This window comes from Aliiglaciecola sp. (assembly GCF_039982535.1).
In the GTDB taxonomy this organism is placed as follows: Bacteria; Pseudomonadota; Gammaproteobacteria; order Enterobacterales; family Alteromonadaceae; genus Aliiglaciecola.
In genome coordinates, this window is sequence record NZ_JBDWYG010000031.1 from 107,532 (window position 1) to 133,884 (window position 26,353).

General features: G+C 38.5%; 23 protein-coding genes. 9 read left to right on the forward strand and 14 right to left on the reverse strand.

The window, feature by feature from the left end; genetic code table 11:
• Nucleotides 1-19 precede the first annotated feature (19 nt).
• From uspE to ccoN, 10 genes are all read right to left on the reverse strand, one after another.
• The gene (gene uspE / locus ABJV04_RS07130) at nt 20-952 is read right to left on the reverse strand and encodes a universal stress protein UspE (protein WP_348490653.1); all 933 of its coding nucleotides are present in this window, start codon (nt 950-952) and stop codon (nt 20-22) included.
• 113 nt (nt 953-1,065) lie between these two features.
• Nucleotides 1,066-1,803 (reverse strand): fumarate/nitrate reduction transcriptional regulator Fnr, encoded by a 738-nt coding sequence (gene fnr, locus ABJV04_RS07135; protein ID WP_348490655.1) that lies wholly within the window; start codon nt 1,801-1,803, stop codon nt 1,066-1,068.
• Nucleotides 1,804-1,828: 25 nt separating this feature from the next.
• Nucleotides 1,829-2,494, reverse strand: a complete 666-nt coding sequence (locus ABJV04_RS07140; RefSeq protein WP_348490657.1) for a sulfite exporter TauE/SafE family protein — start codon at nt 2,492-2,494, stop codon at nt 1,829-1,831.
• Nucleotides 2,491-2,676, reverse strand: coding sequence for a cbb3-type cytochrome oxidase assembly protein CcoS (gene ccoS, locus ABJV04_RS07145; RefSeq protein ID WP_348490658.1), 186 nt, complete (start codon nt 2,674-2,676; stop codon nt 2,491-2,493). The genes ABJV04_RS07140 and ccoS overlap by 4 nt, the downstream gene beginning before the upstream one ends.
• Nucleotides 2,677-2,688: 12 nt before the next feature.
• Nucleotides 2,689-5,076 (reverse strand): heavy metal translocating P-type ATPase, encoded by a 2,388-nt coding sequence (locus tag ABJV04_RS07150; protein WP_348490660.1) that lies wholly within the window; start codon nt 5,074-5,076, stop codon nt 2,689-2,691.
• A complete protein-coding gene (locus ABJV04_RS07155) occupies nt 5,076-5,567 on the reverse strand; it encodes a FixH family protein (protein WP_348490661.1) in 492 nt (163 codons plus the stop codon). Before ABJV04_RS07155 ends, ABJV04_RS07150 begins: the two co-directional genes overlap by 1 nt.
• A 70-nt stretch (nt 5,568-5,637) precedes the next feature.
• Nucleotides 5,638-6,618 (reverse strand): cytochrome-c oxidase, cbb3-type subunit III, encoded by a 981-nt coding sequence (ccoP, locus tag ABJV04_RS07160; RefSeq protein ID WP_348490663.1) that lies wholly within the window; start codon nt 6,616-6,618, stop codon nt 5,638-5,640.
• The gene (locus ABJV04_RS07165) at nt 6,611-6,796 is read right to left on the reverse strand and encodes a CcoQ/FixQ family Cbb3-type cytochrome c oxidase assembly chaperone (RefSeq protein ID WP_348490664.1); all 186 of its coding nucleotides are present in this window, start codon (nt 6,794-6,796) and stop codon (nt 6,611-6,613) included. The genes ccoP and ABJV04_RS07165 overlap by 8 nt, the downstream gene beginning before the upstream one ends.
• A gap of 1 nt (nt 6,797) precedes the next feature.
• A complete protein-coding gene (ccoO, locus tag ABJV04_RS07170; protein WP_348490666.1) occupies nt 6,798-7,403 on the reverse strand; it encodes a cytochrome-c oxidase, cbb3-type subunit II in 606 nt (201 codons plus the stop codon).
• 11 nt (nt 7,404-7,414) lie between these two features.
• Nucleotides 7,415-8,860 carry a cytochrome-c oxidase, cbb3-type subunit I gene (gene ccoN, locus ABJV04_RS07175; protein WP_348490668.1) on the reverse strand — a complete coding sequence of 482 codons (1,446 nt, stop codon included), beginning with the start codon at nt 8,858-8,860 and terminating at the stop codon, nt 7,415-7,417.
• Nucleotides 8,861-9,294: 434 nt separating this feature from the next.
• Here ccoN and ABJV04_RS07180 point away from each other — a divergent pair, with 434 nt between their 5' ends.
• The gene (locus ABJV04_RS07180; RefSeq protein ID WP_348490669.1) at nt 9,295-9,618 is read left to right on the forward strand and encodes a hypothetical protein; all 324 of its coding nucleotides are present in this window, start codon (nt 9,295-9,297) and stop codon (nt 9,616-9,618) included.
• An 11-nt stretch (nt 9,619-9,629) separates the two neighbouring features.
• Here the strand turns inward: ABJV04_RS07180 and bfr (ABJV04_RS07185) are convergent, their stop codons facing one another.
• The 3 genes from bfr (ABJV04_RS07185) to ABJV04_RS07195 form a co-directional block, all read right to left on the reverse strand.
• Entirely contained in the window at nt 9,630-10,097 is a 468-nt protein-coding gene (gene bfr / locus ABJV04_RS07185; protein ID WP_348490671.1) for a bacterioferritin, read from the reverse strand.
• Between the two features lie 3 nt (nt 10,098-10,100).
• Nucleotides 10,101-10,577 carry a bacterioferritin gene (bfr, locus tag ABJV04_RS07190; protein ID WP_348490672.1) on the reverse strand — a complete coding sequence of 159 codons (477 nt, stop codon included), beginning with the start codon at nt 10,575-10,577 and terminating at the stop codon, nt 10,101-10,103.
• Nucleotides 10,578-10,714: 137 nt separating this feature from the next.
• The gene (locus ABJV04_RS07195) at nt 10,715-12,289 is read right to left on the reverse strand and encodes a cation:proton antiporter family protein (RefSeq protein WP_348490674.1); all 1,575 of its coding nucleotides are present in this window, start codon (nt 12,287-12,289) and stop codon (nt 10,715-10,717) included.
• 291 nt (nt 12,290-12,580) lie between these two features.
• On the opposite strand from ABJV04_RS07195, the gene ABJV04_RS07200 reads away from it, so the two are divergent.
• The 4 genes from ABJV04_RS07200 (at nt 12,581) to glgC (ending at nt 18,171) form a co-directional block, all read left to right on the forward strand.
• Nucleotides 12,581-12,994, forward strand: coding sequence for a hypothetical protein (locus tag ABJV04_RS07200; protein ID WP_348490675.1), 414 nt, complete (start codon nt 12,581-12,583; stop codon nt 12,992-12,994).
• Between the two features lie 244 nt (nt 12,995-13,238).
• Nucleotides 13,239-15,653 carry a PAS domain S-box protein gene (locus ABJV04_RS07205; RefSeq protein ID WP_348490676.1) on the forward strand — a complete coding sequence of 805 codons (2,415 nt, stop codon included), beginning with the start codon at nt 13,239-13,241 and terminating at the stop codon, nt 15,651-15,653.
• Nucleotides 15,646-16,254 (forward strand): response regulator, encoded by a 609-nt coding sequence (locus tag ABJV04_RS07210; RefSeq protein WP_348490678.1) that lies wholly within the window; start codon nt 15,646-15,648, stop codon nt 16,252-16,254. Before ABJV04_RS07205 ends, ABJV04_RS07210 begins: the two co-directional genes overlap by 8 nt.
• Nucleotides 16,255-16,863: 609 nt before the next feature.
• Entirely contained in the window at nt 16,864-18,171 is a 1,308-nt protein-coding gene (gene glgC, locus ABJV04_RS07215; protein WP_348490680.1) for a glucose-1-phosphate adenylyltransferase, read from the forward strand.
• Between the two features lie 141 nt (nt 18,172-18,312).
• Here glgC and ABJV04_RS07220 read toward each other — a convergent pair whose 3' ends face one another.
• Nucleotides 18,313-18,840 carry a GNAT family N-acetyltransferase gene (locus ABJV04_RS07220; RefSeq protein WP_348490681.1) on the reverse strand — a complete coding sequence of 176 codons (528 nt, stop codon included), beginning with the start codon at nt 18,838-18,840 and terminating at the stop codon, nt 18,313-18,315.
• 611 nt (nt 18,841-19,451) lie between these two features.
• On the opposite strand from ABJV04_RS07220, the gene ABJV04_RS07225 reads away from it, so the two are divergent.
• From ABJV04_RS07225 to ABJV04_RS07240, 4 genes are all read left to right on the forward strand, one after another.
• Nucleotides 19,452-20,477, forward strand: a complete 1,026-nt coding sequence (locus ABJV04_RS07225; RefSeq protein WP_348490683.1) for an HlyD family efflux transporter periplasmic adaptor subunit — start codon at nt 19,452-19,454, stop codon at nt 20,475-20,477.
• On the forward strand, nt 20,477-23,248 hold the full coding sequence (rbbA, locus tag ABJV04_RS07230; RefSeq protein WP_348490685.1) for a ribosome-associated ATPase/putative transporter RbbA: 2,772 nt from the start codon (nt 20,477-20,479) through the stop codon (nt 23,246-23,248). The genes ABJV04_RS07225 and rbbA overlap by 1 nt, the downstream gene beginning before the upstream one ends.
• 3 nt (nt 23,249-23,251) lie before the next feature.
• Complete coding sequence (locus ABJV04_RS07235) at nt 23,252-24,376, forward strand: ABC transporter permease (RefSeq protein ID WP_348490687.1); 1,125 nt, start codon at nt 23,252-23,254, stop codon at nt 24,374-24,376.
• Between the two features lie 152 nt (nt 24,377-24,528).
• Complete coding sequence (locus ABJV04_RS07240) at nt 24,529-26,271, forward strand: potassium/proton antiporter (protein WP_348490689.1); 1,743 nt, start codon at nt 24,529-24,531, stop codon at nt 26,269-26,271.
• The last annotated feature ends 82 nt before the right edge of the window (nt 26,272-26,353 follow it).

Below are 26,353 nucleotides of genomic sequence, written 5' to 3' on the forward strand. Positions count from 1 at the left end.
TGATATTGCTAATGTATTACTAGTGCTTGAGTGGACACTCAAAACCTTCAGGTTTTATGGCTAAAACATCACAATTGAGAGAGTCGATAGTGTGTTCAGCGGTATTACCAATAAGTGCAGCGGTGATCCCTGTTCGACCTACGGTTCCAATCACTACTAACTCTGCATCTATGGTTTTAGCAACCGATGGAATTACGTCTTCAGGTAAACCTTCACTAAGGTGCTGATTTTCTTGGGGTATATTGAATTTCTGTGCATGTTCAAGCATACATTTGGCATGATGCTGTTTGACTGATTCCGTATAACCAACGGGATCAAATTCTGGAATTTCGATGGCGATATTCACTGGTGTTCCAGGGTAAGAGTTAACAAGGTTAACTTTACCTTCTAATAAATCAGCCATCATCCCTGCGGTTTTTGTAATGATTTTATTTAAACTATGGTGCTCATCATCTTCGCTACCAACATCAACAGCCGCTAAAATGTTGCCATTGCTTGGCCAGTCATGCTCTTTGACTAGCAATACAGGCACGGGAGACTTTCGCAAAATATGCCAATCGGTAGGGGTGAAAATAACCGATTTCAAGGTGTCATGCTCGTGAGTGCCTTTTACAATTAAGTCATAACTGTGGTCAATCACCTCAAATAAGACACTTTCATAAGGACGATTATGCCAAACTACTTTGATATCTACAGAGATTGAAGAGTTAGCTGCCAATGGCTCAACGATATTGGCTAGCCAATCAGTTTTATCATCTACCACAGCTTGGCGCATTGTTTCGCGTTCATCTACGGTCAACATAGTGGTCATTTCATAAGAGAAATCGTAAATGGATAGAAAGGCAGTAACACTGGCCCCCGTTTTTTGTGCCAGCAAGAGAGCCCGTTTAAAGGCTTTCTGATCATCGGTGGTCGGGTCTACAACGGCTAGTATTTTGTTAAATATGGACATTAGTTAACTCCCTTATAAGGTTTACACTTTCATCTTAAGTGTATGGGTACTTTAGCTATTTTGCCAGTTAACCGATTATTTGTTTTGACCTAAATCAACTTAACAGGAAAGGCCTATCCGCAGGCTTTATTTTGTAAAACATGCTCACCGAGCTTATCTCTAAGGGAGGCTAAATCGGGGATCTGGATAAACTTGCCATCTACTTTTATGATATTTTCTTTTTGAAAACGGGTTAATAAACGGCTGACGGTTTCTACGGTAAGACCTAAATGGTTACCTATTTCGTTACGCGTCATGGTTAAATTGAACTCGGTTTCAGAAAAACCACGAGAGTGAAAGCGGTCGGATAAATTAATCAAAAAATGTGCAAGACGTTCCTCTGCAGTACGTTTATTCAAGAGCATCATCATACTATGGTCTTGGTTTATTTCCGTGCTCATTATCTTAAGCATTTCTTTACGTAATGTCGGAAGTTGCTCGCTCATAGTGTCGAGCTTGTCATAGGGCAACTCACACACCATAGAGGTTTCCATGGCTTGGTTGTAACTTTGGTACTTTTCTGAAAAGAGTCCGTCGAAACCAACTATATCACCAGGAAAATGAAACCCGGTTATCTGTTGTTCTCCATCAGGGGAGGTAATATAGGATTTAAATGAACCTGTTCTTACCGCAAATAATGAGGTGAATTTTTGTCCTGGAATAGTGAGCTGATCATTTTTATGCAAAGGACGTTTACGCTCGATTATCTCATCTAAACTTTCCATTTCTGTTTGGTTCAGGGCTACGGGGATGCAAAGATGGTTAAAACTACAATTTTGGCAGCGAATACTGAACTTGTTCGAATCAGACATTAGATAATTCCACTTAATTCATTAGTTACCAATTATGAATCCCTTGGTAACATAAAATCAAGCCAAATAAGCACAATAAAACTGCAACGCTACGTTTTACCAAGGGTTGTGTTAACCAACTTCTGATTTGAGTGGCGCTAGCTCCCATTGCTAACATAATAGGCAGTGTGCCTAAACCAAAACAAAACATGGTCAACGCACCTTGTACTGCGCTGCCAGTGGAAACACTCCAGGTTAATGTTGAATATACTAATCCGCAGGGCAGCCAACCCCAAATCACACCATAGGGCACGGCATACATTGGGTGTTTAAAGGGAATAAAACGTTTTGACAACGGGCTGATTTTACGCCAAAAAATAGCACCGACTTTTTCGACTTTAGTGAGCAACTTTGACCATTGACCCACATAAAGCCCCAGTAACACCATAAATACCCCACCAAACAGGGTGAGTACTTGTGGGTTGATGAAAGATTGGGTTGTGACAACTTGCCCTAAAAGTCCGGCGATAGCGCCAGCAACACTGTAGGATAAAATACGTCCTGTATTATAAGCGATTAAAAATGGCCATTGTGACTGATTTTTTGGCAAGGCAAAGGTAAACGAGGTAACAATACCGCCGCACATCCCTGCACAATGTACACTACCTGCAAGACCAATTAAAATCGCTGAGAACCAGCTGATATCGTTCATTCTTCTTCAGTTTTAGGGGCTTTTTGTGGTGCTTTTTTGTCTACGTCATCATCGAATAAAATGTTGTAACCTTGACGTTCTAAATCTTCAAATTGATTTGACTTAACTGCCCAAAAAAAGATCCCGATAGCTAACAAAACGAGCAGTATAGCGATGGGGATTAATACATAAATAATACTCAATTTAGTTTCCTATTAACGGAGCAGACGAATTGAATTTGCTACTACAATGATTGAACTTAAAGACATACCGATAACGGCCATCCATGGGCTTAAATATCCAGCCACTGCAAGAGGAAGAATAAGTGCGTTGTAACCTATAGCCCAGACCATATTCTGTTTAATTTTATGGCGTACCTTGATTGCCATACTAACAGCAAATTTTACATTACTTAATTTCGAATTTAATAAAATGATATCGGCTGAACGTTTCGCCATGTCACTAGCGTCACCTACTGCAATAGATACATCGGCAGCGGCTAATACAGGCGCGTCATTAATACCATCTCCAATCATCAACACTTTATGTCCATCAGCTTGTAAACTTTGGATGTAATTGAGTTTTTGTTGAGGCGTTTGCCTAAAATACACATTGGGAATTCCCAAGGCGTTGGCAACCGAGGTAGCACTTGTTTCGGCGTCACCACTTAACATCACTAATTGTTTGCTACTCAGGTCATTGACGAGCTGTTTAGCGTCTTTTTTGACTACATCTTTTACCGTAAATGCGGCGATTAATTGTTTGCCTAATTGCAAATACACGCGAGAGTCATCAGGGTTTGCGGGCAAATTTAATTTATCATCTAAAATGCTTAGATTACCAATCTTTACAATTTGCGATTGATAGGTACCTTGCAAGCCTTTGCCAGCAATGGTGTCTACGTGATTAACCTCTAGAGGCGTTTTGGATTGAAACGCTTGGGAGATTGGATGTTTAGAATACTGCTCGATGCCAGCCGCTAAGTTGAATACAAAATTTTCGTCTGAATGATTAAATAGCTCAACTTCACTTACACTAAAGTGACCATTAGTGAGGGTACCTGTTTTATCAAAAATTACCGTATCGACATCAGGCATGACGTCAATGATATTTGCTCTTTTTACCAACAAACCATATTGGTTTAACTTTGCCATGGCGCTAGTTAATGCCGTGGGGGTTGCTAAGCTTAATGCACAAGGGCAGGTGGCGACTAAAATCGATATGGCCACCCAAAATGCCCGATCTGGTTGATAAGCTAACCAACCGAAATAACTAATCAGAGTAATTCCAAGAACAATTACAATAAAGTATTTTGAGGCTACATCAGCATACACTGCAGCCTTGGGTTTATCGGCAAGGGCTAATTCTTGCAACCGTAGTATTTTATTTACTAAGGATAATTTAAGTTCATTTTCAACTTCTATTTCAAATGAGCCTGACAGATTTATGGTGCCGCCATACACATGGTCACCAATGTTCTTTTTGATTTTCTCAGACTCACCCGTCAACATGGACTCATCTACGTTTCCATCGCCAGATGTTATCACCCCATCGACTGGAAACGTTTCACCAGGGCGGACTAGTATTTTTTGTCCTGGTTTAAGGTGTTTTGCTAACACCGAGTTTTGCTTGTTATCACTATCTATTTGAATGGCCGTCAGTGGAATGTATTTAAACATATTGGCAGATATAAGACTGGCTTGGTGTCGTGAACGGTGTTCTAAAAAGCGGCTGATTAGTAATAAAAAGATGAACATACAGACTGATTCAAAATAAATTTCGCCGGTATGGGTAATTGTTGCCCAAGCACTAGCCACAAAAGTACCGATAATGGCTATTGAAACGGAAAAGTCCATATTTACAGATTTCATTCGTAATGAACTAAATGCACTTTTATAAAAAGTAAAGCCAGAATATAGCACCACAGGCGTGGTTAATAGAAAACTCACCCAGTGGAGAAATTCTTTGGTTGTATCTTCTATTGAGCCAAAAATACCAAAATACAGTCCGATGGCTAACATCATGACCTGCATACTCATAAGGCCTGCTAATCCAAGACGTTTTAAATAGCTTTTGGTTTCTTTTTGGTAAGAAGCTTCGTGTTCGTCCGCTTGAAAGGGAAGGGCGTGATAGCCTACTGACTCAAGTTGTGAAATGATTTCACTTAGCTTTAATTGCGAATCTATCCAATTTATCGTAGCTCTTCGCGCAGAAACATTCACCGCGATGCGTTTAATACCAGGGGTTTTTAAAAGTTGTCTTTCAATTAACCAACCACAAGCAGCGCAACTTATGCCTTCAATGGTTAATTGTATTTGCTTTTGACTACCGTCATCGACCACAAATTCTTGTTGAATTTCCTCGTGATCGTATGCCTTCAATCTATCAAGGGTTTCTGTTAACTGTTTGTCGCCTTTATCGGCAAACTCTGTTCTGAAGCGGTAATAATCTTCTAATCCATTTTCAACAATTGCTTCAGCAACAGCTTGGCAACCTGGGCAACACATTTTGCGAGGCTTACCTAAAATATCTGCCCAGAAAACCTCTCCTTTGGGGATAGGAAGGCCACAATGGTAACAGCTATTTGGATTATTATTTTCCATTAAGGGTTAAAGTTGAAAGGGGCTTTCTGGGGTAAACCTTTATCCTGCATTATTTTCCATTGCTCATCTAAAGGCGAAAGAGTGAGTTTCCATTTACCTTTTATTGGTTCCTCAGCAGTCGCTTTGTAAATTCCATTAGCATCTTGCGTGAGTAATAATGAAAAATCTTTATCTTGCAGAGTCGCGTGGTAAAAATGAAGTTTTAACGCTTCTCCTGAATTTGGTTTACCAGATAAGAACTCGAGTTGTACCCGATTATCAGTGATGGTTAAGACAGTAGAGATTCCCTGAGCTTTTGCTTCTTGTATCTTGGTTAACTCTAAATTAATGCCTTTCCCTTCTTTGTAATAATCGTCTATTACTAAACTATCTTCAGTGTTCAAGGCGAGGTTTAACATAGTGACACTTAGGCAAATAGATACAACAGGTATGGTGATTAAAAACCAAGGCCAAAATTGTTTATACCAAGGTGTTTTATCTGAGCGATTCATTAATATTTACTTCTTATTTAAGAAAATAAAGCCTCGATAAACGAGGCTTTATTAGGAACGAACTTAGTGTTTATTTGTTTTTAGATAAACTATAAACATAGGTCGCTACAAGGTGTATTTTCTTTTCTCCCAAAGTATTTTTGAAAGAAGGCATCACACCAGCACGACCATAATTAACGGTTTCTGTAACCACATCGGTGCTACCACCATATAGCCAAATATTATCCGTTAAGTTTGGAGCACCAAGAGCTTGATTTCCTTTACCGTCAGGACCGTGACAAGCAGAACATACTGCAAAGCGTGCTTTACCAGCTTCTTTTAAATCAGGGTCAACTTGACGGCCACTTAAGCTAAGTGCATAAGCAACAACTTCTTCAACACCTTTTTCGCCAAATGAAGGTAACCATGCTGCCATGTTTGCTTGACGGCCAAGGGTTAAGGTTTCAACTATCTTCTCTGGTGTGCCACCGTATAACCAGTCATGGTCAGTCAGGTTAGGGAAGCCGCGTTGGCCTCGAGCATCAGAACCATGGCATTGGGAACAGTTTTGCATAAACAAACGCTGACCAATTTTTAATGCTTCTTCGTTGTTAACCAAAACTTCAATAGGCTGTTCAGCATATTGATTGAAAATAGGCGCAAATTTTTCTTCCGCTTTTTCAAGTTCTCGGTCGTATTCAACACCAACACCACCTAAACCGAATAGGGCAGTTTTAGCTTCTTCTCTAGAAGCCAATACGGCGTCTTTAGATTCTTGTAGTGTTTGTACGTTTTGGTTAGAGCTTTTCCAACCTAACAAACCTTTCCAATTCCCTAAACCCGGGTAAAGTAATAAATATAATATTCCCCAAATCATGGTCATATAGAACATGATTGTCCACCACTTAGGTAATGGGTTATTAATTTCGATAATACCATCAAATGAATGATGCATATCGTCACCTTCTGCAACGCCTGTTTTGTTTAACAGACACCAACGTAAAATCAGGTAACACCCTAGAATTGTTCCCAATGAGATTACTGAGACCCAAATACTCCAAAAGCTACTCATTTATCGAAGACTCCCGCTCTTTTTTTTCTGTTTGTTGGGTTGGCTCATCATCAAAAACCAAATTTTCTGCTTCATCGAATCTTTTTTTAGCGCGGCCACTAAAAGCCCAAACCACTATGCCAATAAAGCAAACAAAAACCACAACTGTAAATATGCTACCCGCTGCACCGTAATCCATACTATTTCAGCGCCGTTCCTAGAGATTGTAGATAGGCAATTAAGGCCTCCATCTCTGTTTTACCTTTTACTGCTTCCTTCGCACCTGCGATTTCTTCTTCGCTGTAAGGTACGCCGAAGTCTTTAAAGACACGCAGTTTTTTCTCAATCAAATCGCCGTCAAGAGTATTTTCGGCTAACCAAGGGAACCCTGGCATATTTGATTCAGGAACAACGTCTCTAGGATTCAGTAGGTGAACACGATGCCAATCATCACTGTAACGACCGCCAACTCGCGCAAGATCAGGTCCAGTTCGTTTTGAACCCCACAAGAATGGGTGTTCCCAAACCGACTCACCTGCAACCGAGTAGTGACCGTAGCGTTCAGTTTCAGCTCTAAAAGGACGGATCATCTGGCTATGACAACCAACACAACCTTCGCGAATATAAATATCTCGGCCTTCCATCTGTAAGGCAGTATAAGGTTCAAGACCTTCAACTTTTTCCATTGTTTGTTGTTGGAACATTAATGGTGTGATTTCAACCATGGCACCGAAACTAATGGCGATTAGAATAAATATCGCCATCAATCCAATATTCTTCTCAACCAGCTCGTGAACGTTTTTCATCTCAAATCTCCTTATGCTGCTTGAGGTTGAGGTGAGTTTTCAGGATCTTTTGAAAACTCTTCATTAGGTGTACGTACAGTTTTGTAAACGTTGTAAGCCATCAATAACATGCCAGCAACAACGAATGCACCACCAATAAAGCGAACAAAATAGAAAGGCTTAGACGCTTGTAATGATTCAACAAAACTATAAGTTAGTGTGCCGTCTGGGTTCACCGCGCGCCACATCAAACCTTGTAATACACCTGACATCCACATGGCTACGATGTAAAGAACTACACCAATAGTGGCCAACCAGAAATGTACGTTTACCCACTTAATGCTGTACATAGCAGGTTTATTAAACAGGACTGGGATAAGGTGATAAATCGAACCGATTGACACCATTGCCACCCAACCTAAAGCACCTGAGTGAACGTGTCCAATTGTCCAATCCGTATAGTGAGAAAGGGCATTAACGGTTTTAATTGCCATCATTGGGCCTTCGAAAGTCGACATGCCGTAAAATGAAAGAGAAACAATTAAGAATCGTAAAATTGGGTCGGTACGCAATTTATGCCATGCACCAGATAAAGTCATAATCCCGTTAATCATGCCACCCCAAGAAGGAACGAATAGGATGATTGACATAACCATACCTAGGGACTGTGTCCAATCTGGCAAAGCTGTGTAATGCAAATGGTGAGGACCTGCCCAAATGTAAAGAGAGGTAAGTGCCCAGAAATGGACTACTGACAGACGATAGGAATAAACCGGTCTGCCAGCTTGTTTAGGTACGAAATAATACATCATACCCAAGAAACCTGCGGTTAAGAAGAAACCTACTGCGTTATGGCCGTACCACCACTGCATCATTGCATCTACGGCACCAGCATAAATCGAATAGGATTTAAACAAGGAAACAGGGATTGCCATGCTGTTACCTATGTGTAATACAGCAACAGTAAGCATGAAGGCTCCAAAGAACCAGTTTGCCACATATATATGCGACACTTTGCGTACTACAATTGTACCGAAGAAGTTAATAATGTAGGCCACCCAGACTAGGGTGATTAAGATATCAATTGGCCATTCTAGCTCAGCGTACTCTTTACTAGTCGTTAACCCTAAAGGTAAGGTGATTGCAGCTGAAACAATTACAGCTTGCCATCCCCAAAATGTAAAAGACGCCAACTTGTCACTAAAAATCCTAACTTGCGATGTTCGTTGCACTACATAGTATGAAGTGGCAAACAGAGCACATCCCCCAAATGCAAATATAACCGCATTGGTATGTAAAGGACGCAATCGTGAAAAGGTGAGGTAAGGAATGTCAAAATTTAAGGCTGGCCAGTAAAGTTGTGCTGCAATTAACACACCTACCGCCATTCCAATAATTCCCCATACGACAGTCATTATGGCAAATTGCCTAACGACCTTATAGTTGTATTCCGGATGTACTTGGCTGGCTACGCTCATATCAATGGATCTTCCACATCATTATTTATGACAAAAATAACGAATTATTTTTGATTTGTTATGTGTATGTGACACTATTGTCACGGTTTTTACATTTCATTAACCTAAGTCTATGAATTCGTTTTCAAAACCTGGATTTTGAAGACGCGATCATAAAGTTTTTGCCATAAAAAAGATAGCATAAACACCATAAGGTTGATCTTAATCAATAGATTTTCAGCATTTCTTGTTTTTATACAGGTGATCATTCAAACTAACTTTCAAATATTCACCACACTTGCTCATTTCATAGGTACAAGACTCTGATTAAACGTATCTTTCCTATTATAGTTGTAATTTTGATTCTTTCCGTGGTTTATTCACTGAATAATAAAAATGACTCAATTCTATCTAATAATCTATGTTATTTGGAATCGAAATCGTGCGTTATTCAAATGGATGACTCTATTGTGCAGATAGCCTTTTCTGAGTTTCCAATAATGATTGAAGAAATGCTCAATATAGAAATAACTTACGACACTCAATATGTGGTTAGAAAAGGCTGGTTAGAAGGCACTAATATGTACATGGGGAAAACCCCACTGTTTCTAGAGTCGAGTCGAATAGATAAACAGAATAATCACGTTTTGCTCGATGCCCAATTGTTCATTGGTGCTTGCAGCGAACCTAATATGAGATGGAAATTAACCATTGAACTGGAAGATATACAAACGGGTAAAATACACACAATATTTGTATTCTTCCAAACCCAAATTTAGCTAAGTGGTGGTTACATTTGAGATTGTAAATAATTTGCTAGACCCAGTCGTTTGATCAAGCCTATTTGTTGTTCCAACCAATGTGCATGATCCATTTCTGTGTCTTCTAAAAGAATCATAAGCATATCTCTGGTCACATAATCTTTTTCTGACTCACACAACGCAATAGTTTTTTTCAACTCTTCAGTTACAGTGTATTCGACACGTAAATCGCTTTCTAACATTTCTAGTACATCAGCACCGACTTTAAATCCTGAACGAACTGTCATATCAGGAGTGCCTTCTAAAAACAGCATACGTTCGATTAACTTAGTGGCATGACCTTTTTCATCGTCAAATTCATGGGCTATACGTTCATATAGTTTAGTTAATCCCCAATCGTCATACATTTGAGAGTGAATGAAATACTGATCCATAGCTGCCAATTCATATGCTAACAAACCGTTTAACGAATCTATTATTACTTGATTACCTTTCATATTTTAATCTCCAGAACCGACTTGCGTTTGCAAGTAATTTTCTAATCCCAATGCTGAAACTTGATACTCTTGAGTTTCCAACCAATCTAAATGTTCTTCTTCGTATTCCAAGATTTCTTCTAATAAATCGCGGGATACGTAATCTTGTTCTGATTCACAAAGGGCAATGACATTTTTTAATTTAGGGATCTGCTCTAATTGGAACTTACTATCGCATGCCAGCATTTCCACAGTATCTTCGCCGATATATAGTTTTCCTAACATCTGTAAGTTAGGCAAACCTTCAAGAAACAGGATTCGTTCAATCAATTCATCGGCCTGTTTCATGTCTTTAATTGACTTTTTATAACAAACTGAATTGAGTTTATCTAAACCCCAATTTTTATACATTCTTGCATGTAAAAAATATTGATTAATAGAGGTTAACTCTGTCGTTAACACTTCATTTAGAGCAGCAAGTATATTTGCTTGACCTTTCATCTTAAAATTCTCCCGAAAAACAATAGGGCGAGTATAGACCAATATTTGAAGATTTGTAAGTTTTTCCTTTAAAAACAATTGGATAGGCAATGGTAATAGTTATCATTTTTGATTCTGTTATTACTTGCTAATAAGAGCTACTTGTTAGAAAGAGATAACATTTGTAAGCTTTCCTCAGCAAAGCCGCTCCCTGCCTCTGTAAAAAAGTTGAAAACTTTGTCTGCGCCGGCTTTTTGCAGCAACTCGATTTCATCTTCATAACGGGCAATAGATGCAACAGTACCTTGGTAATTAGCATTTCTTAATTGTTGGGTAATATTACTGATATCTTCCACTGACGGCACAGCAAGCATGACAATATCAGTTTGACGTAAATCGAAGTTCTCCCAAAAATCAACGTCTTCACCGTCGCCAACAAATACCTGCATATCTAACTTTTGCATTTTACGTATTCTGTTTGGATCAGCATCCATTCCCCACACCTGTTCTTTCATAACACTCTCTAATGCTTTGTAAGCGCCTTTACCAACACGGCCCATACCGATTATTAGAACGCGAGCATTGGTGGGTAAGTTATAAATATCTTCCTTAAGACGTTGGGGGTGTTCATAATTTTTTAGTTTATGTTTAATTCGATTGTATTGTTGATGAGATGAACGGTAACCGAAACCAGTGAATAGGAATGATATGGATACCGCTAACGCCAAAACAACTAACCAGTGCTTTTCTACTAAGTTTTCATTTACCAATAGGGCAACTACAATAAGCCCAAACTCGCTGTAATTTCCTAGTACTAAACTGGCTAAATATGAGGTTCTAGCGCGTAGACGTAAGCGCGTGAATATACTGAAAAATAAACCAAATTTAAGGGGAATGAGACAACATAGTAAAAGTGCTGTTACTAGCATTTCAAGGGTAGGGAGCGCGGTAAAGCCAATGGATAGAAAAAAGCCAATAAGGAAAAGATCTTTGAAGCTCATAAGCGACTTAGATAATTCTGATGCTTTGCTTTGATTCGCCAGCAACATACCAAGAATTAGCGCCCCTAAATCTCCTTTGAGACCCACTAACTCAAATAATTCATAGCCGCCAATGGCAATAAGAAACCCCATCAGTGGGAGTAACTCGCCGTGTCCGGCTTTATCTAATAACAACGACCAAATGGGTTTGGCTAAAAATAACAGCAGCAACAATATAGCCCACACAGAGGGAATTTTTCCTGTGGCGATAACTAAAAATATCACCGCAAAAATATCTTGCATGACTAAGATGCCAATGGCAACTTTCCCATGCCTGGTACGGATTTCACCACTTTCTTCAAGTATTTTAACAATACATACGGTGCTGCTGAAGCTAAGGGAAAAAGCAATTAGAGCGCCGGTGACAATATTTATATCGGCAAAATAACCAACGCCTAATGCCGTTAGGAAAACAAAACAAGATGCAACAATAAGTACCCAAAGAAACATGTGTAAAGTGCTTCCAGCCCATACCTCAGATTTGATCAAGTCCCTAATATTGAGTTTAAGACCAATGGTGAATAGCATTAAAGTAATGCCAAGACTCGCTAGCGTATCTAAGGATGCATTGGGTTCGTAACCCATGAAATTTAAACTAAACCCAGCAATTAAAAAGCCAATTAGTGGAGGTAATCCTATGATTTTCATGGTTAAACCGCACAAAAATGCTACTAGGATAAAAGCGAATTCCATAATACTCCAATGTCACATCTAAAAATTTGATTTGATTAAGTAATATACTTAGAGATAAAGCTGGGTTAAATAGATTTATTGTTCTAATTTAGAATTGGCTCAATGATTTCCATATTCACCTTCCATTTAGGATTATTAAAGCATAAATTTAATTAAGGTGAAATCGTCTGTTGAAATTGAAGTTTTATCAAAACTTCAATTACTTACATTTATTTGAGTTAATATTAAGTTAAACTAATGCACTACTTCGATTAAGAATAAACTTAATGGATTACCAATTTGGGAAAATGAATGAGTGATAATGGAGCTTTTTTTAAAATCACTCCTATTGATGATATTCTTTATATCGTTTTGAAAGGTGTATGGACGATTCAAGCAGATCTTGCTTATATCAGTGAATTGTCTTTAATTGCAGGTAGAAAAAGAAGCCGTGACTGGGGTGTATGTGTTGACATGACTCAGTGGACAATGCCCAAAGAAGTCTTTGAATCTCCATTTAAAAGTAAACTGATGTTAAAACGTAGAAATCAAGTGGGTGAAAGTTGGATAACAAAATCGTCAAGTCAAGGGGAGGAATTAATGTCCTTTTTCGACGATTGCTCTTTTAAACCAAAACGATTCGAAAATGCAGAAGATGGTTTAAATTATCTACAAAGCTTAGGGTTAAAAGTTCCTGAATATGACCTAATAAAAAATTGTCCATGATGATAATTAGCTCAATTTAGTGTTTGGCGTCATTGAGTTTTCGAATAAACTTACCATCGATACCGTTAATTTTTTAAATGAAATAACAACTTTGCATTTTTGTCATGGTAAAATAATTATACGTTTTGTTGCTTTTAGGTGAATGCGCGCTTAGCAACATGCAATAAAGTGTCTTCTGTCCTATGAGTTGATGCGTTTAAATACATTTTTTCCCTTATCTATTTATCTATGGACTAGCTATTAAATGGAAAAAAAAATAGACATCAACAAGTGGCGACTTAATCTCCCTCCGCAAATCGCTATTTTAATTTATTCCGTTGTCGCAGGTGTCATCACCTCAATTCTTATCGCGTTGTTAGTTTTGTATGTAGAAACGCAAGAGCGTAATTACATCGACAATGTCACCCAAAACACCTCTAATAAAATAAAAATATTGCTTGAGGACGATCTGCAAAAGCGAATGTTAACTTTGACAGAATTCGCACAACTTTCACATATTTCAAATAGGTTAACAGACCAAGATTGGAATCTGCTTGGTAAGGCTCTTTACGACTCTCAACGCGGGTATCATGCCATCGGATGGATTGATAGTTCATTCCATGTACGAAAAATTATACCGTTAATGGGCAATGAAACAGCTTTGAATATTGATTTAAATTCAATCCCTGATTCCTTTAATGCTGCTATGGAAGCTAAAAACAACGGCACCGCGATGATCACAGTTCCGATTACTTCTGAAGATGGAAAAACCGGTTTCGGAATATATGTACCTGTATTTAACAATGACAATAACCCCAAAGAGTTAGAAGGTTTTATTGGCAGCGTGATTCTTTTTAACCACTATTTTGAAGAAGTACTGCCGTCTTATTTGCTTTTTGATCATCAAATTTTAATATCGGTGAATGGCGAGAATATTTTTCCTGAAAAATTCGATGCTAATTTAATTGATACCCCCTGGAGTAAAACCGCAAACTTCACACTACAAAACCAAGATTGGCAGGTTACCATTGCGCCAACTAATCAGTTTCTAGCCCTAAAGCATTATCGCATGATCAAAGTGTTATCACTGCTGGGTTTACTACTAAGCCTATTTGTAGCAATAGCGTTTTATGCCGTTTTACTTTCTAGAAAAAGAGAAAAGTCGTTAGAGGATGATCGTAAGAAGAATGAGCACTTTTTAAAAATGCTGCCAGGCATGGCTTACCGTGCTCTAAATACAGAGGGATGGCCTATTGTCCTAGTTAATGAAGAGTGTGAGGAGTTAACAGGATATCGCAAACAAGAGTTTGAGGAAGGAGAGGTTATTTGGGGGAAAATCATTCACCCTGAAGATTATCAAAGGATTGAACAACTCGTCGACGAAGCGGTTAAACAAAAGCAACGTTTTGAATTTGAATACAGAATAATTACTAAAAGCAATGATATTAAGTACGTGTGGGAAAGGGGAGAGGCATTACTCAGTGACCTGTCTAATTCCGATGAAACAATTGTATTTGAAGGGTTTATTACCGATATTACTTCAATTAAACAAGCCCAAGCAGATCTGCTACATAGTCATGCGTTTGCTCAGGCTATTGTTAATTCTGTTGTTGAAGCTGTAATAACAATAGATCAAAAAGGAAGTATAAAAAGTTTCAATAAAGCCGCATTAAAAATGTTTGGCTACCCTTTGCAAGAGGTTTTAGACAAAAACGTTAAGATACTCATGCCGCCGCGACAAAGTGAACAACATGATCAATATCTTGCGAAATACATTGAAACAAATGAAACCCATATTATTGGTACGGGTCGAGTTTTAACTGCTAAGCGTAAAGATGGATCAATGTTTCCCATACATTTGTCGGTCAGTGAAATTGTAAATCCTGAGGGCAGAGTATTTGTGGGGTTAATTAGAGACATCACTCAACAATTGGCATCGGAAGATAAAACTCGACGTCTTACGGAGCAATTAGCTCACTTCGATCGATTAAATGCCTTAGGTGAAATGGCGGTTGCAGTGGCACATGAAATTAATCAACCATTAACGGCTATTGCGTTGTTTTCAGCTACAGCTAAAAATATGTGTGAAAAACGTAATTTCGATAGGCTTCCTGAATTACTCGATAAATTAACTCAACAATCCCTACGCGCTGGTAGCGTACTGGAACGCGTACAAAGAATGACTAAAAAGGGAGATAGCCAAAAAGAAGCGGTAGAGAGTAATATATTAATAGAAGAGGTGATTAAGTTAATAGAGCCTATTTCACGCCTGCACGAAATTATCATTCAAGTGGAGATGAATGATGATAATGTCGAAGTATTCGTTGATAGAGTACAAATTCAGCAAGTTATCCTTAATTTATTACGTAATGCCATGGAATCAATGCAAGGGATAGAGTTTAAAAATGGCAACATTTTAACAATTAAAGCCATGCAAACTTCAAATAGGGCGTTACAGATAGCCATAGAAGACACTGGTTGTGGTTTATCTCAAGAGTTAAAAGACGAACTCTATACGCCTTTTAGCAGCACCAAAAAGAATGGAATGGGAATTGGTTTGTCCATTTCAAAATCAATTATTGAGGAACACGGTGGACAATTAAACTTCAAAGATAATAAACAATACGGGACCACTTTTTATTTTACGCTACCTATTTCGGGAGGGAAATTTCATGACTGATCAACAAACAGTATTTATCATCGATGATGACGAAGGGATTCGAGACGGTATGGAGATGTTATTAGCATCCATTGGTCTTAGAGCGAAAACCTTCGTCAATGGTTATGAGTTTTTAGAGCAGTTTAATAAAGAAATGAAAGGATGCATCGTTCTTGATATTAGAATGCCCAAAATGAGTGGTTTAGAATTACAGTTAAAGTTAAAAGAATTGAATAGCATGCTGCCAATTATTTTTATTACAGGTCACGGCGACATTCCAATGGCAGTAGAAGCAATGCGCAATGGCGCTATAGACTTTATCCGTAAACCTTTTAATGAACAAAATTTAATTGATCGAATAAATGAAGCTTTAGCATTAAATACTAAACAAAATGCGCGTATTTTTAACAAGCAAAACGAAGTGAAGAAAATAAGTCTTCTTTCAAACCGCGAAAGAGAAGTGTTTAACTTAGTGACCGAAGGCGCAATGAATAAAATGATAGCTTCTGAGCTAAACATTAGTGAGCGCACAGTAGAGGTTCATAGGTCTCATGTGATGGAAAAGCTCGGAGCTAAAACCCTTGCACAATTAGTAAGAATTAAAATTCTGTCTGAACAATAGATAAAAAAATGGAGTTCATCTATGGTTGGATACGATGAACTCCAAAGAGGAACTGAAACTAATGTTTCAGGTAGTTGCTGTGTAACTGGGTCTACACACATACATATTATCCAATAGATATTTTTTACGGTATTAGGGATTACCACAATATCTATAAAGTTAGATTGTGGTAATCCCAAATTATGTCCTTCTGTTTTTTCTTAATATACAATTAACCTTCTGATTTTTATACAAATCTTAACGTTTTAAACCCTTCTGAAAATATAAACAAAGTTTTTAATCCCTCTTTTTAAATGCAAAATCCCCGGTAAAAATAACACTCGATATATATTGAAACTTAACAATAAGTGTTTTCCACAATTAATTACGAGAAACCTCCAATAACCTAAATTTGATACCAATCGTAAACTAATTTGTATCGGCATGATGCAAGGTTAATTGCCAATAAACGCCACTTTTATAGACCACAAACAGGTTATTAACTAGAACAATAAAAGCGAAATAAGCACATTTAAAAGTAACGCTATCAATTGAGCCACTTTTTATTGTGTAGCCAATTTTTCTAAGACTGTTGGGTTAATTAAATTATTAATTAATAGAGGAAAGCAGATGGTAATTTCAAATAGTCGGTATGTAAGTCATTTAACCCGCGATACCTTAGCTTTGGTTCTAGCTGGGGGAAAAGGGACTCGTTTGTGTGAATTAACTCAACACCAAGCAAAACCCGCAGTGCAATTTGGCGGTAAATTCCGAATCATAGACTTCCCTTTGTCGAATTGTGTTAACTCAGGAATTAGAAAAATAGGCGTATTAACTCAATACAAGGCTTATAGTCTTCTACGGCATCTCGCTAGCGGGTGGGGACATTTGAATCGAGAACTCGGAGAGTATGTCGAACTACTTCCAGCCTCACAACAGTACTCCAATAGTTGGTATGCCGGCACGGCCGATGCTTTGTATCAAAATATCGGTTTTATTCGCGAAAACTCACCTAAGTATATAGTGGTGTTATCGGGTGATCACATATACAAAATGGATTACGGCGATATGTTAGCGCAACATGCCCAAAGTGGAGCTGATATGACTATTTCATGTATTGAAATGCCCATAGAAGAAGCCGCAGGTAAATTTGGCGTTATGTCGGTTGGTGACAACAATAGAATAAATGAATTTCAAGAAAAGCCTTTGAATCCTTGGGTGATGAAAAATAAGCCAGGTTCAACATTAGCATCTATGGGAAATTATGTTTTTAGTACTGATTTCTTAATTGAAAAACTCATAGAGGATGCAAAAAATCCCCAATCTCAACACGATTTTGGTCATGATATCATTCCTAATGCGATTAAAAATGATCATGTCGAAGCGTTTTTATTTCGCTCTGAAAAGCCAAACGTAGCGCCTTATTGGAGAGATGTTGGGACACTAGATTCGTTTTGGAGTGCGAACATGGATTTGGTTAATGCAACACCTGATATAGATTTATATGATAAAGACTGGCCGATTTGGACCTATCAAAAGCAGTCACCTCCCGCAAAGTTTATTTTTGATGAAAAAACACAAAGTGGCTATGCAGTAGATTCAAACGTTTCTGGTGGATGTATAATATCTGGTGCAATAGTTAAGCAGTCTTTATTGTTTTCTAACGTACTTATTGAAAATAATAGCCTTGTTGAAAAATCCGTTATTCTTCCAAATGTTAGTATTGGTAAAAACGTAAAAATTCATTCTGCTGTTATTGATGAAAACTGCAAAATACCTGACAATTTCGAGATTGGTTTAGACCACCGTTTAGACCAAGCGAGAGGATTTAGAATTAGTCCGGGGGAAGTCGTTTTGGTCACCAGTGATATGTTAAATGAACTGCAAAAAGCAGAAATATATGCACAAAGCATTGAACATAAAAAGATGAGAGCATAACAAGCTTGGTGCCTATGGGGCACCTTGATTATGGTAAATAAAATAAAAAAGAGTATAGGTATTAATTAAACCAAGAATTTGAAAATAGGTAAATCACCAGATATGCGATTTACCTAATTGCTCTTAATCACTCCCCCTGTTCTAACGGGGCGTAATGCTATAAATAACCTGATTATCATCTTCAGGGTCGATTTCCATTTGCATTCCCACACTTTGAGCAAATCTATGCATTTTAGTATTGCTTCGCAAATCAATTGAGTAAAGTTTGTTAATGCAATTTGCTCTAGCATGCACGTATAAATGATTAAATAGCTCTGTGCCTATTCCCAAGTTTTGGTAATCATCTGCTACCGTAATAGCCATTTCTCGTGCATCGTTTTGTTCTGTTTTGACATACCGACAGACCCCAATTTGTTTCTCTTTTCCATCTTCTTCGATGGTTGCGATGTATGCCATATTATTGACAAAATCAATGTCACACATTTTGTCTAACATAGCAGGGGATAATTCTCTTATGCCTTCCATAAAACGGTTATGTTTACTTACGGGGGAGAGATTTTTAACAAACTCAGCCTCGATATCCTTATCTTCAATTGATATTGGCCGAATAGTGACATTTAATTTGCCAATTTTTAAATAGGAATGATCCGTAGTTAGTTTAACTGTCATGGTGTGTTTTCTCTGATTGATAAAACGGATGCCAAAAAGATAAGTATAGTAAAGATGAACATTCCAGCAATAAGGGAAAGTATTGGCTATATTGTGGTTAATACTTAATCCAAAATTAAAATCAATCAGATTTTCAATTTCGTTAATCACCCAATAGCCAGTTTGGACAGTTAATTTAGATACTTAAGATGCAGAATGATTGGAGTAGTATCACTACGTAGTTTCCACATTTTAGTAAGAGGAATTGCGAATTTATTCAATATGTACCAAGTATTAAAATTCAGATTATTATAGTAGAAGAACCAAAAATGACTCTTAAATTGCTTTCGGCTTCAATATTACGAAATTACCTCAAATTTCCTTCATCTAATTATATTGAATTTTGCTCAAAATATTTCGGCCAACACAATATTATTTTGGTTATTAACACATGTAGGCTTCCAAATTTATCCCAACTATATTCGAACTTTACAAAAATTACCTGGTTTCAGTTTTAAGACTAAATTGCTGCGGATGTTAAATTGAATTTAGTTTAACGGCAGAACAACTAATTCTGAAACAACACTTTAAATATTTAAACAAACATTAAAAATTAACGTTAAGGATACACAATGAAGCAAGGTAACAAATTACCTTTTATTGCGATATTAGTTGTCATTGTTGCGATAGGATTTTGGCTGCTTTGGAGTTTTATCCAACAACCATCTTTACCCTCCGATTTCGCATCGGGAAATGGACGAATTGAGGCTGTTCAAGTTGATATTTCCACAAAAATAGCTGGTCGTGTGCAAGAGGTTATTGCTTCAGAGGGAGACTTAGTGCAGCCCCAACAGGCTTTAGCTCGAATTAATACAGATCAACTTGAAGCTCAATTATTGAGGGCAAAAGCTGACGTAGCTGCTGGCGAAAGTCTAATTGCATCGGCAAATGCTTCCATTGCACAGGCAAAAGCTCAACAACTATTAGCTAAACAAGAGTTAAACAGAGCAAGTGATTTGATTAAAAAATCTGCTGTTAGTAAAGAAACTTATGATACGCGAGTAAGTGCATTAGCGGTTGCTGATGCATCAGTTGAAGCCGCAGACGCTATGCTAATTTCTCGTCAGCGAAATGTCGATGCATTACAAGCCGTCGTTAATGAAATTGAAACTCAAATAGACGATGCCACTTTAGTATCACCGACTATCGGTCGAGTTCTATATCGCCTTGCAGAACCAGGTGAAGTGTTAGGAAGTGGTGGCAAAGTATTAACCATTATTAATTTAGCTGATGTGTATATGGAAGTGTTTTTACCCTCTAATCAAGCACATAGAGTAGCCATTGGCGCAGAAGCTCGGGTTAAACTCGATATTATCGATTACGCTATCCCAGCTTCAGTAAGTTTTGTTTCTCCAGAGTCGCAATTTACTCCAAAACAGGTAGAAACCCAGAATGAAAGAAACAAATTGATGTTTAGAGTGAAAGTAAAAATTCCTCAAGAGTTGGTGTTAAAACATATTGAACAAGTTAAAACAGGCGTGCGTGGTGTGGCCTATATACGTCTAGCACCTGAAGGCGATGATTCTCCGTCTGAATGGCCTGAAGAGTTGCAAAACTTTCCACCGACTGAAAATCATACAGAAAAAAGCAGTAACTGATGGATAATGCTAAGGCAGACACTAAGTCTTCCGTTGCTACGATTCGGGACCTTAGGCATGTATATAAAAAGACCGTCGCCCTTGATGGTATCGAGCTAGATATCCCCTCGGGTTTAGTCATTGGATTACTTGGACCCGATGGCGTCGGGAAGTCTACCTTATTAAGTTTAATTGCTGGGGCACGGAAGTTACAGCAGGGTAATCTTGAGGTTTTAGGCGGAGATATGGGCTCTCAAGAGCATCGCAATCGTGTTGGACCTCGCATAGCCTTTATGCCACAGGGACTAGGTAAAAACCTATATTCTGAGCTTAGTATTGAAGAAAATTTGGATTTTTTCGGGAAGTTATTTGATTTAAGTGCCACTGAGCGTAATAGTCGAATTAAAAAACTAACCCTTGCCACTGGATTAAATGCATTTCTTAAAAGGCCTGCAGGTAAACTATCAGGAGGCATGAAACAAAAGTTAGGTTTGTGCTGTGCGCTAATACATAATCCAGACCTACTCATACTAGACGAACCCACCACAGGCGTTGACCCTTTATCTAGGCGTCAATTTTGGCAACTCATCGCCAGTATCCGCGAAGATAGACCGTCGATGACAGTTATTGTTTCTACCGCCTATATGGATGAAGCAGAGGGCTTTGATTGGTTAGTTGCTATGAACAACGGGGTTATTCTAGAAACTGGTAGCCCACAAGAATTAAAATCTAAAACAAATACTGATGATCTAGAAGCGGCATTTGTAAAACTGTTACCCACAGATGTTCAGCAAAAAGACATAGAATTAGTCATTCCTCCATTTGAGCAATCTAAAGCAACTCCTGCCATCGTTGCCGAAGGGTTAACTCGTAAATTCGGCGATTTTACGGCGGTAAATAATGTAAGTTTCGATATTCAAGCGGGGGAAATCTTTGGCTTTTTAGGCTCCAACGGTTGCGGTAAAACGACAACCATGAAAATGCTAACGGGACTCTTACCTACAACGGAAGGAAAAGCTTTACTCTTTGGTCAAGAGGTTGATGCATCCGACCTGGAAACCCGCAAGCGAGTAGGGTTTATGTCTCAAGGGTTTTCCTTATATGGCGAATTGAGTGTGCTAGAAAATTTAACTTTGCACGCTAAATTATTCCATTTATCTGTTGCCAAAATGAAAAATAGGATTGAGGCATTACTGGAACGTTTTTCACTAGAAGAGTTTAAACATTCCTACGCATCATCATTGCCCCTTGGTATTAGACAGCGGCTTTCTTTAGCAGTAGCCGTCATCCATGAACCTGAAATTTTAATATTAGACGAGCCAACCTCTGGGGTTGACCCAGTTGCTCGTGACGGCTTTTGGGAATTGCTAATCGAATTGTCTCGCCGAGATAAAGTGACGATTTTTATTTCAACTCACTTTATGAATGAAGCCATGCGATGTGACCGAATTTCATTGATGCATGCCGGACAAGTATTAGTCTGTGACACTCCTAAAAATTTAGTGGCAGAAAAAAAGGCAGACTCATTAGAAGACGCTTTTATTGAATATATACAAGCTGCAATTGGTGAAAACCAGACCGATAATCAGCAACAAGACGTTGAATTAAGTATAGCGCCATCTTCTGCGGAAACGAGCAAACAAGATGAACATGTAATACCTAAGAAGTTTAGCCTTTTTAGATTGTTTGCCTATAGCTTTCTAGAAACCAAGCAAGTGATCCGTGATCCCATTCGATTGGCGTTCGCATTTTTAGGAAGTGCAATATTATTAGTGGTCATTGCTTACGGCATTTCACTTGACGTGGAAGATCTCACATTTGCCGTCCTTGATCATGATCAAACGCCACAAAGTCGTCAATATATTAGCAACTTTCAAGGTTCTCGATATTTTATTGAAAAACAACCGTTACTTACACAAACAGAACTAGAGTCTCGATTAAAATCAAATGATATAACCCTAGCAATAGTGATCCCTCCAGGTTTTGGTCGAGACCTTAAAAAAGGCGAAACACCTAGCGTATCTGCTTGGATTGATGGGGCAAATACGACTCGTGCAGGCACCATTGAGGGCTACGTTTCTGGTGGACATATTAAATATCTGACGGTACTGGCAACGGAAGCCGGAATTGATGCAGACGCTTATTATAATGTTACCTTGGAATCACGATATCGGTACAACCCTACGTTTGAAACGATTTATTCCATAGGGCCGAAAACACCCGCCATGTTATTATTATTGTTCCCAGCAATTCTAATGGCTGTAAGTATTTCAAGGGAAAAAGAAATAGGGACGATCACAAACTTCTATGTTACTCCCACCAGCACGTTAGAGTTCTTGGTAGGTAAACAACTTCCTTATGTTTGTATTGGCTTAATTAATTTTTTGATTTTAACCATGATGGTAGTGTTTCTATTACAGGTACCATTAAAAGGCAGCTTTTTAGGCCTTAGTTTAGGGGCGTTGTTTTATGTCTGTGCATCTACCGGTTTCGGCTTATTAATCTCTTCTATAACTAAAACTCAGGTTGCAGCAATTTTTGCCACTACTGTGTTATCGGTTATGCCGACTATTCAATATTCAGGAATTATACAACCGACCTCAACATTAGAAGGGCTTGGACAGTTTATTGGTTCGATTTGGCCTGCAACCTATTATATGCATATGAGTGTTGCGGCCTTTACTAAAGGTCTAGGGTTTAATGATCTGGGTAAAGATCTGTTAATTCTTGCGGTATTTGGGCCTATTTTTGTATTAATGGCTTCGGCGTTATTAAAAAAGCAAGAGGCCTAAAAAATGAAAGTATGGTCAAATATATTTTATCTTGGTAGCAAAGAGTTACGTACAGTAATCAGAGACTTGGTGGTTGTAGGATTGGTTTTTTACTCCTTTAGTCTTGATATTTATCTACAATCTACAGCAATTAGTGAATCGGTTAATAATGCTTCAGTAGCAATTGTTGATGAAGACAATTCAGCGCTATCAAGGAGAATTGCTAGTGCATTGTATCCCCCGTATTTCAAAGAGCCGGAATTAATTGATCCAGATGAGATCGATGAGGCCATGGATCATGACCGTTTTATTTTTGTTGTAAGTATCCCACCTAATTTTGAAAAAGATGTGCGTGATCAACGTCAACCAACAGTACAAATAGATGTAGATGCAACAGCCGTCTCCCAAGCAAGTTTAGGGAATAGTTACATTCAAAATATCGTAAACAACGAAGTTAATCATTTTGTGAACCGATCGGATGAAGACACATCCTATGCAGTTACCTTAGTGTCTCGTCGAGCCTTTAATCCTAATGGCACGGGCATGTGGTTTGGCGCAATTAATGGTTTATTAAATCAGATTACGATCCTCACCATTATATTAACAGGGGCGGCCCTTTTAAGAGAGAGGGAACACGGGACTATCGAGCATTTACTGGTTATGCCCATCAACTCTTTTCAAATAGCGATGTCTAAAGTTTGGGCTAATGGGTTAATCATTCTAATCGCATTTTCTCTTTCCATGTGGTTGATTGTCACTAATTTATTAGATGTTCCCATTGTTGGTTCGCGCTGGTTATTGTTAGCTGGTACCACTATTTATTTGTTTGCGGCAGCGGCGATCGGTATTTTTCTTGGCACTATTGCACGAACTATGGCGCAGTTTGCGTTACTCTTAATGATTGTAATAATTCCAATGATGTTATTATCGGGTGGTCTAACCCCGATTGAGAGTCAACCGGATATTATTCAACCTTTCACCATGCTTTTGCCATCTCGTCACTATATGGCGTTTTCTCAAGCTGTGGTTTTCCGAGGGGCTGACTTATTCATTGTTTGGCCACAACTACTATTTATTGTTGGTTTAGGCTCCGTATTTTTCATTTCAAGCCTAGCATTATTTCGCAGAAGTATTGCCACTGAACATTAGTCGTCAATGTATTTATAAGTATAAAAGCAGTTTTTAAAAAGGAGCACTGATATTAAAAACTATGTAAGTGATAGCGAATTTTAGTAAATTTAGTCTAGGAAGTATTATTTACAAACCGTCTTTATCTGAAGTTTGGCCTACTTAGGAATCTTATGACCATAGATATAATTTACCAAAATATTTTTGTTGCAGCTATTCTCTCATTGCTTTGTGTTATTGCGACTGTTTTAACTCGTCGTATTGGCGCTCCAATTCTCCTCGTCTTTTTATTATTAGGTATGCTGGCTGGTGAGCAAGGTATAGGAGGCGTAAAGTTCGATGATTTTAGCCTAGCATTCTTGTTTGGTAATGTGGCTTTGGCGATTATTATTTTTGATGGAGGCTTGGGTACCCGCAGAGATACTTTTCGAGTCAGTTTAAAACCCGCGTTGTCTTTAGCTACTGTGGGAGTATTGATTACAGCGGGTATTACCGGTTACGCAGCGCATGTTATTTTAGGTTTACCCTGGCAAGAAGGACTGTTGATTGGTGCAATAGTCGGTTCAACCGATGCGGCGGCGGTGTTTGGCTTACTGCGAAATGCAGGCTTAGAACTAAAAGAACGGACCGGGGCTACACTGGAAATTGAGTCAGGATCAAACGATCCCATGGCGATATTTTTAACCATTACGTTAGTGCAAATTCTTCAACTCAGTGGCGAAGGCAATCAAGGTTGGACAATTTTTAGCGAGCTTTTTAGACAAATGGGTTTGGGGTTAGCCATTGGTTTTGCTGGCGGTTATGTTCTTTCTCAATTATTAAGACGGGTACCGTTACCGGTTTCTCTTTATCCACTATTAGCCTTAGCTGGCGGGATAAGTCTATTTGGTCTTACAACTCTTTGGGATGGCAGTGGTTTCCTCGCCATTTTTATCACCGGTGTGATGATTGGCAATACGTCAATCCCTTACAGTAATGATATTCACCGTTTCCATGATGGAATAGCCTGGTTAAGCCAAATAGGCATGTTTTTAATGCTAGGGTTATTGGTTACCCCAAGTAACTTAGTACCTATTATCATTCCTGCCATTGCTATCGCAGTTGTGCTTATCTTTATAGCCAGACCTCTTGCCGTCTTAATATCGTTACTTCCATTTCATTTTCCATGGCGAGAACAAACTTTCATAAGTTGGTGTGGTTTACGTGGTGCAGTTCCTATCATCTTGGCTTTGTTCCCTTCATTAGCTGGGCTGGAACATACACAAACCTATTTTGAATTAGTATTTTTCGTTGTTTTGATTTCTTTAGTACTACAAGGCTGGACCATGGCACCGCTGGCAAGATGGTTGCAAATTGAATTACCACCAAGTGCTAAGGAACCAGAGTATCTACAATTAAAAATTAAACATGAACAAGACAAAGAACTACTGATTTATCCGGTGCTATCAGGTAGTCGCGCTGCTGAGTCAACCATTCGTCAGTTGCCATCTACAGAGGGAAGCCAAGTAGTTGGCGTAATACGCAGAGGCATACTTGCCGATGTGGATGAGCAGGAAAAGTTATTAAGCGATGATCAAGTGATGATCCTAGCTACTAGCAGTGCAAGATCGGCTTTCGGGCGGTTCTTCGCATCAGCTGCACATTCCCCATTTTTAGAATCTGATCGGTTTTTTGGTGAGTTTGTATTAAACCCAGAAGCACGATTGACCGATATCGCCCAACTTTATGGATTCGAAGTTTCCTCATCTAGTGAAGGTATTACTATTGAGCGTTACTTAATTAATCATTTTCACGGTAAACCCGTAGTGGGTGACCATGTAAAACTAGGTGAAGTGAAGTTAATCGTTCGAGAAGTTGATGGAGATCACATCGTCTCTGTGGGTTTAAAGTTATCATCAGGTAATGAAAAAAGTTAATGAAGATAAACCTAAGACCGCAACGGATGGTTAAAATATTGGGTTTATTGACTAAGCTAAGTGTATTGGCATTAAGGTTAGT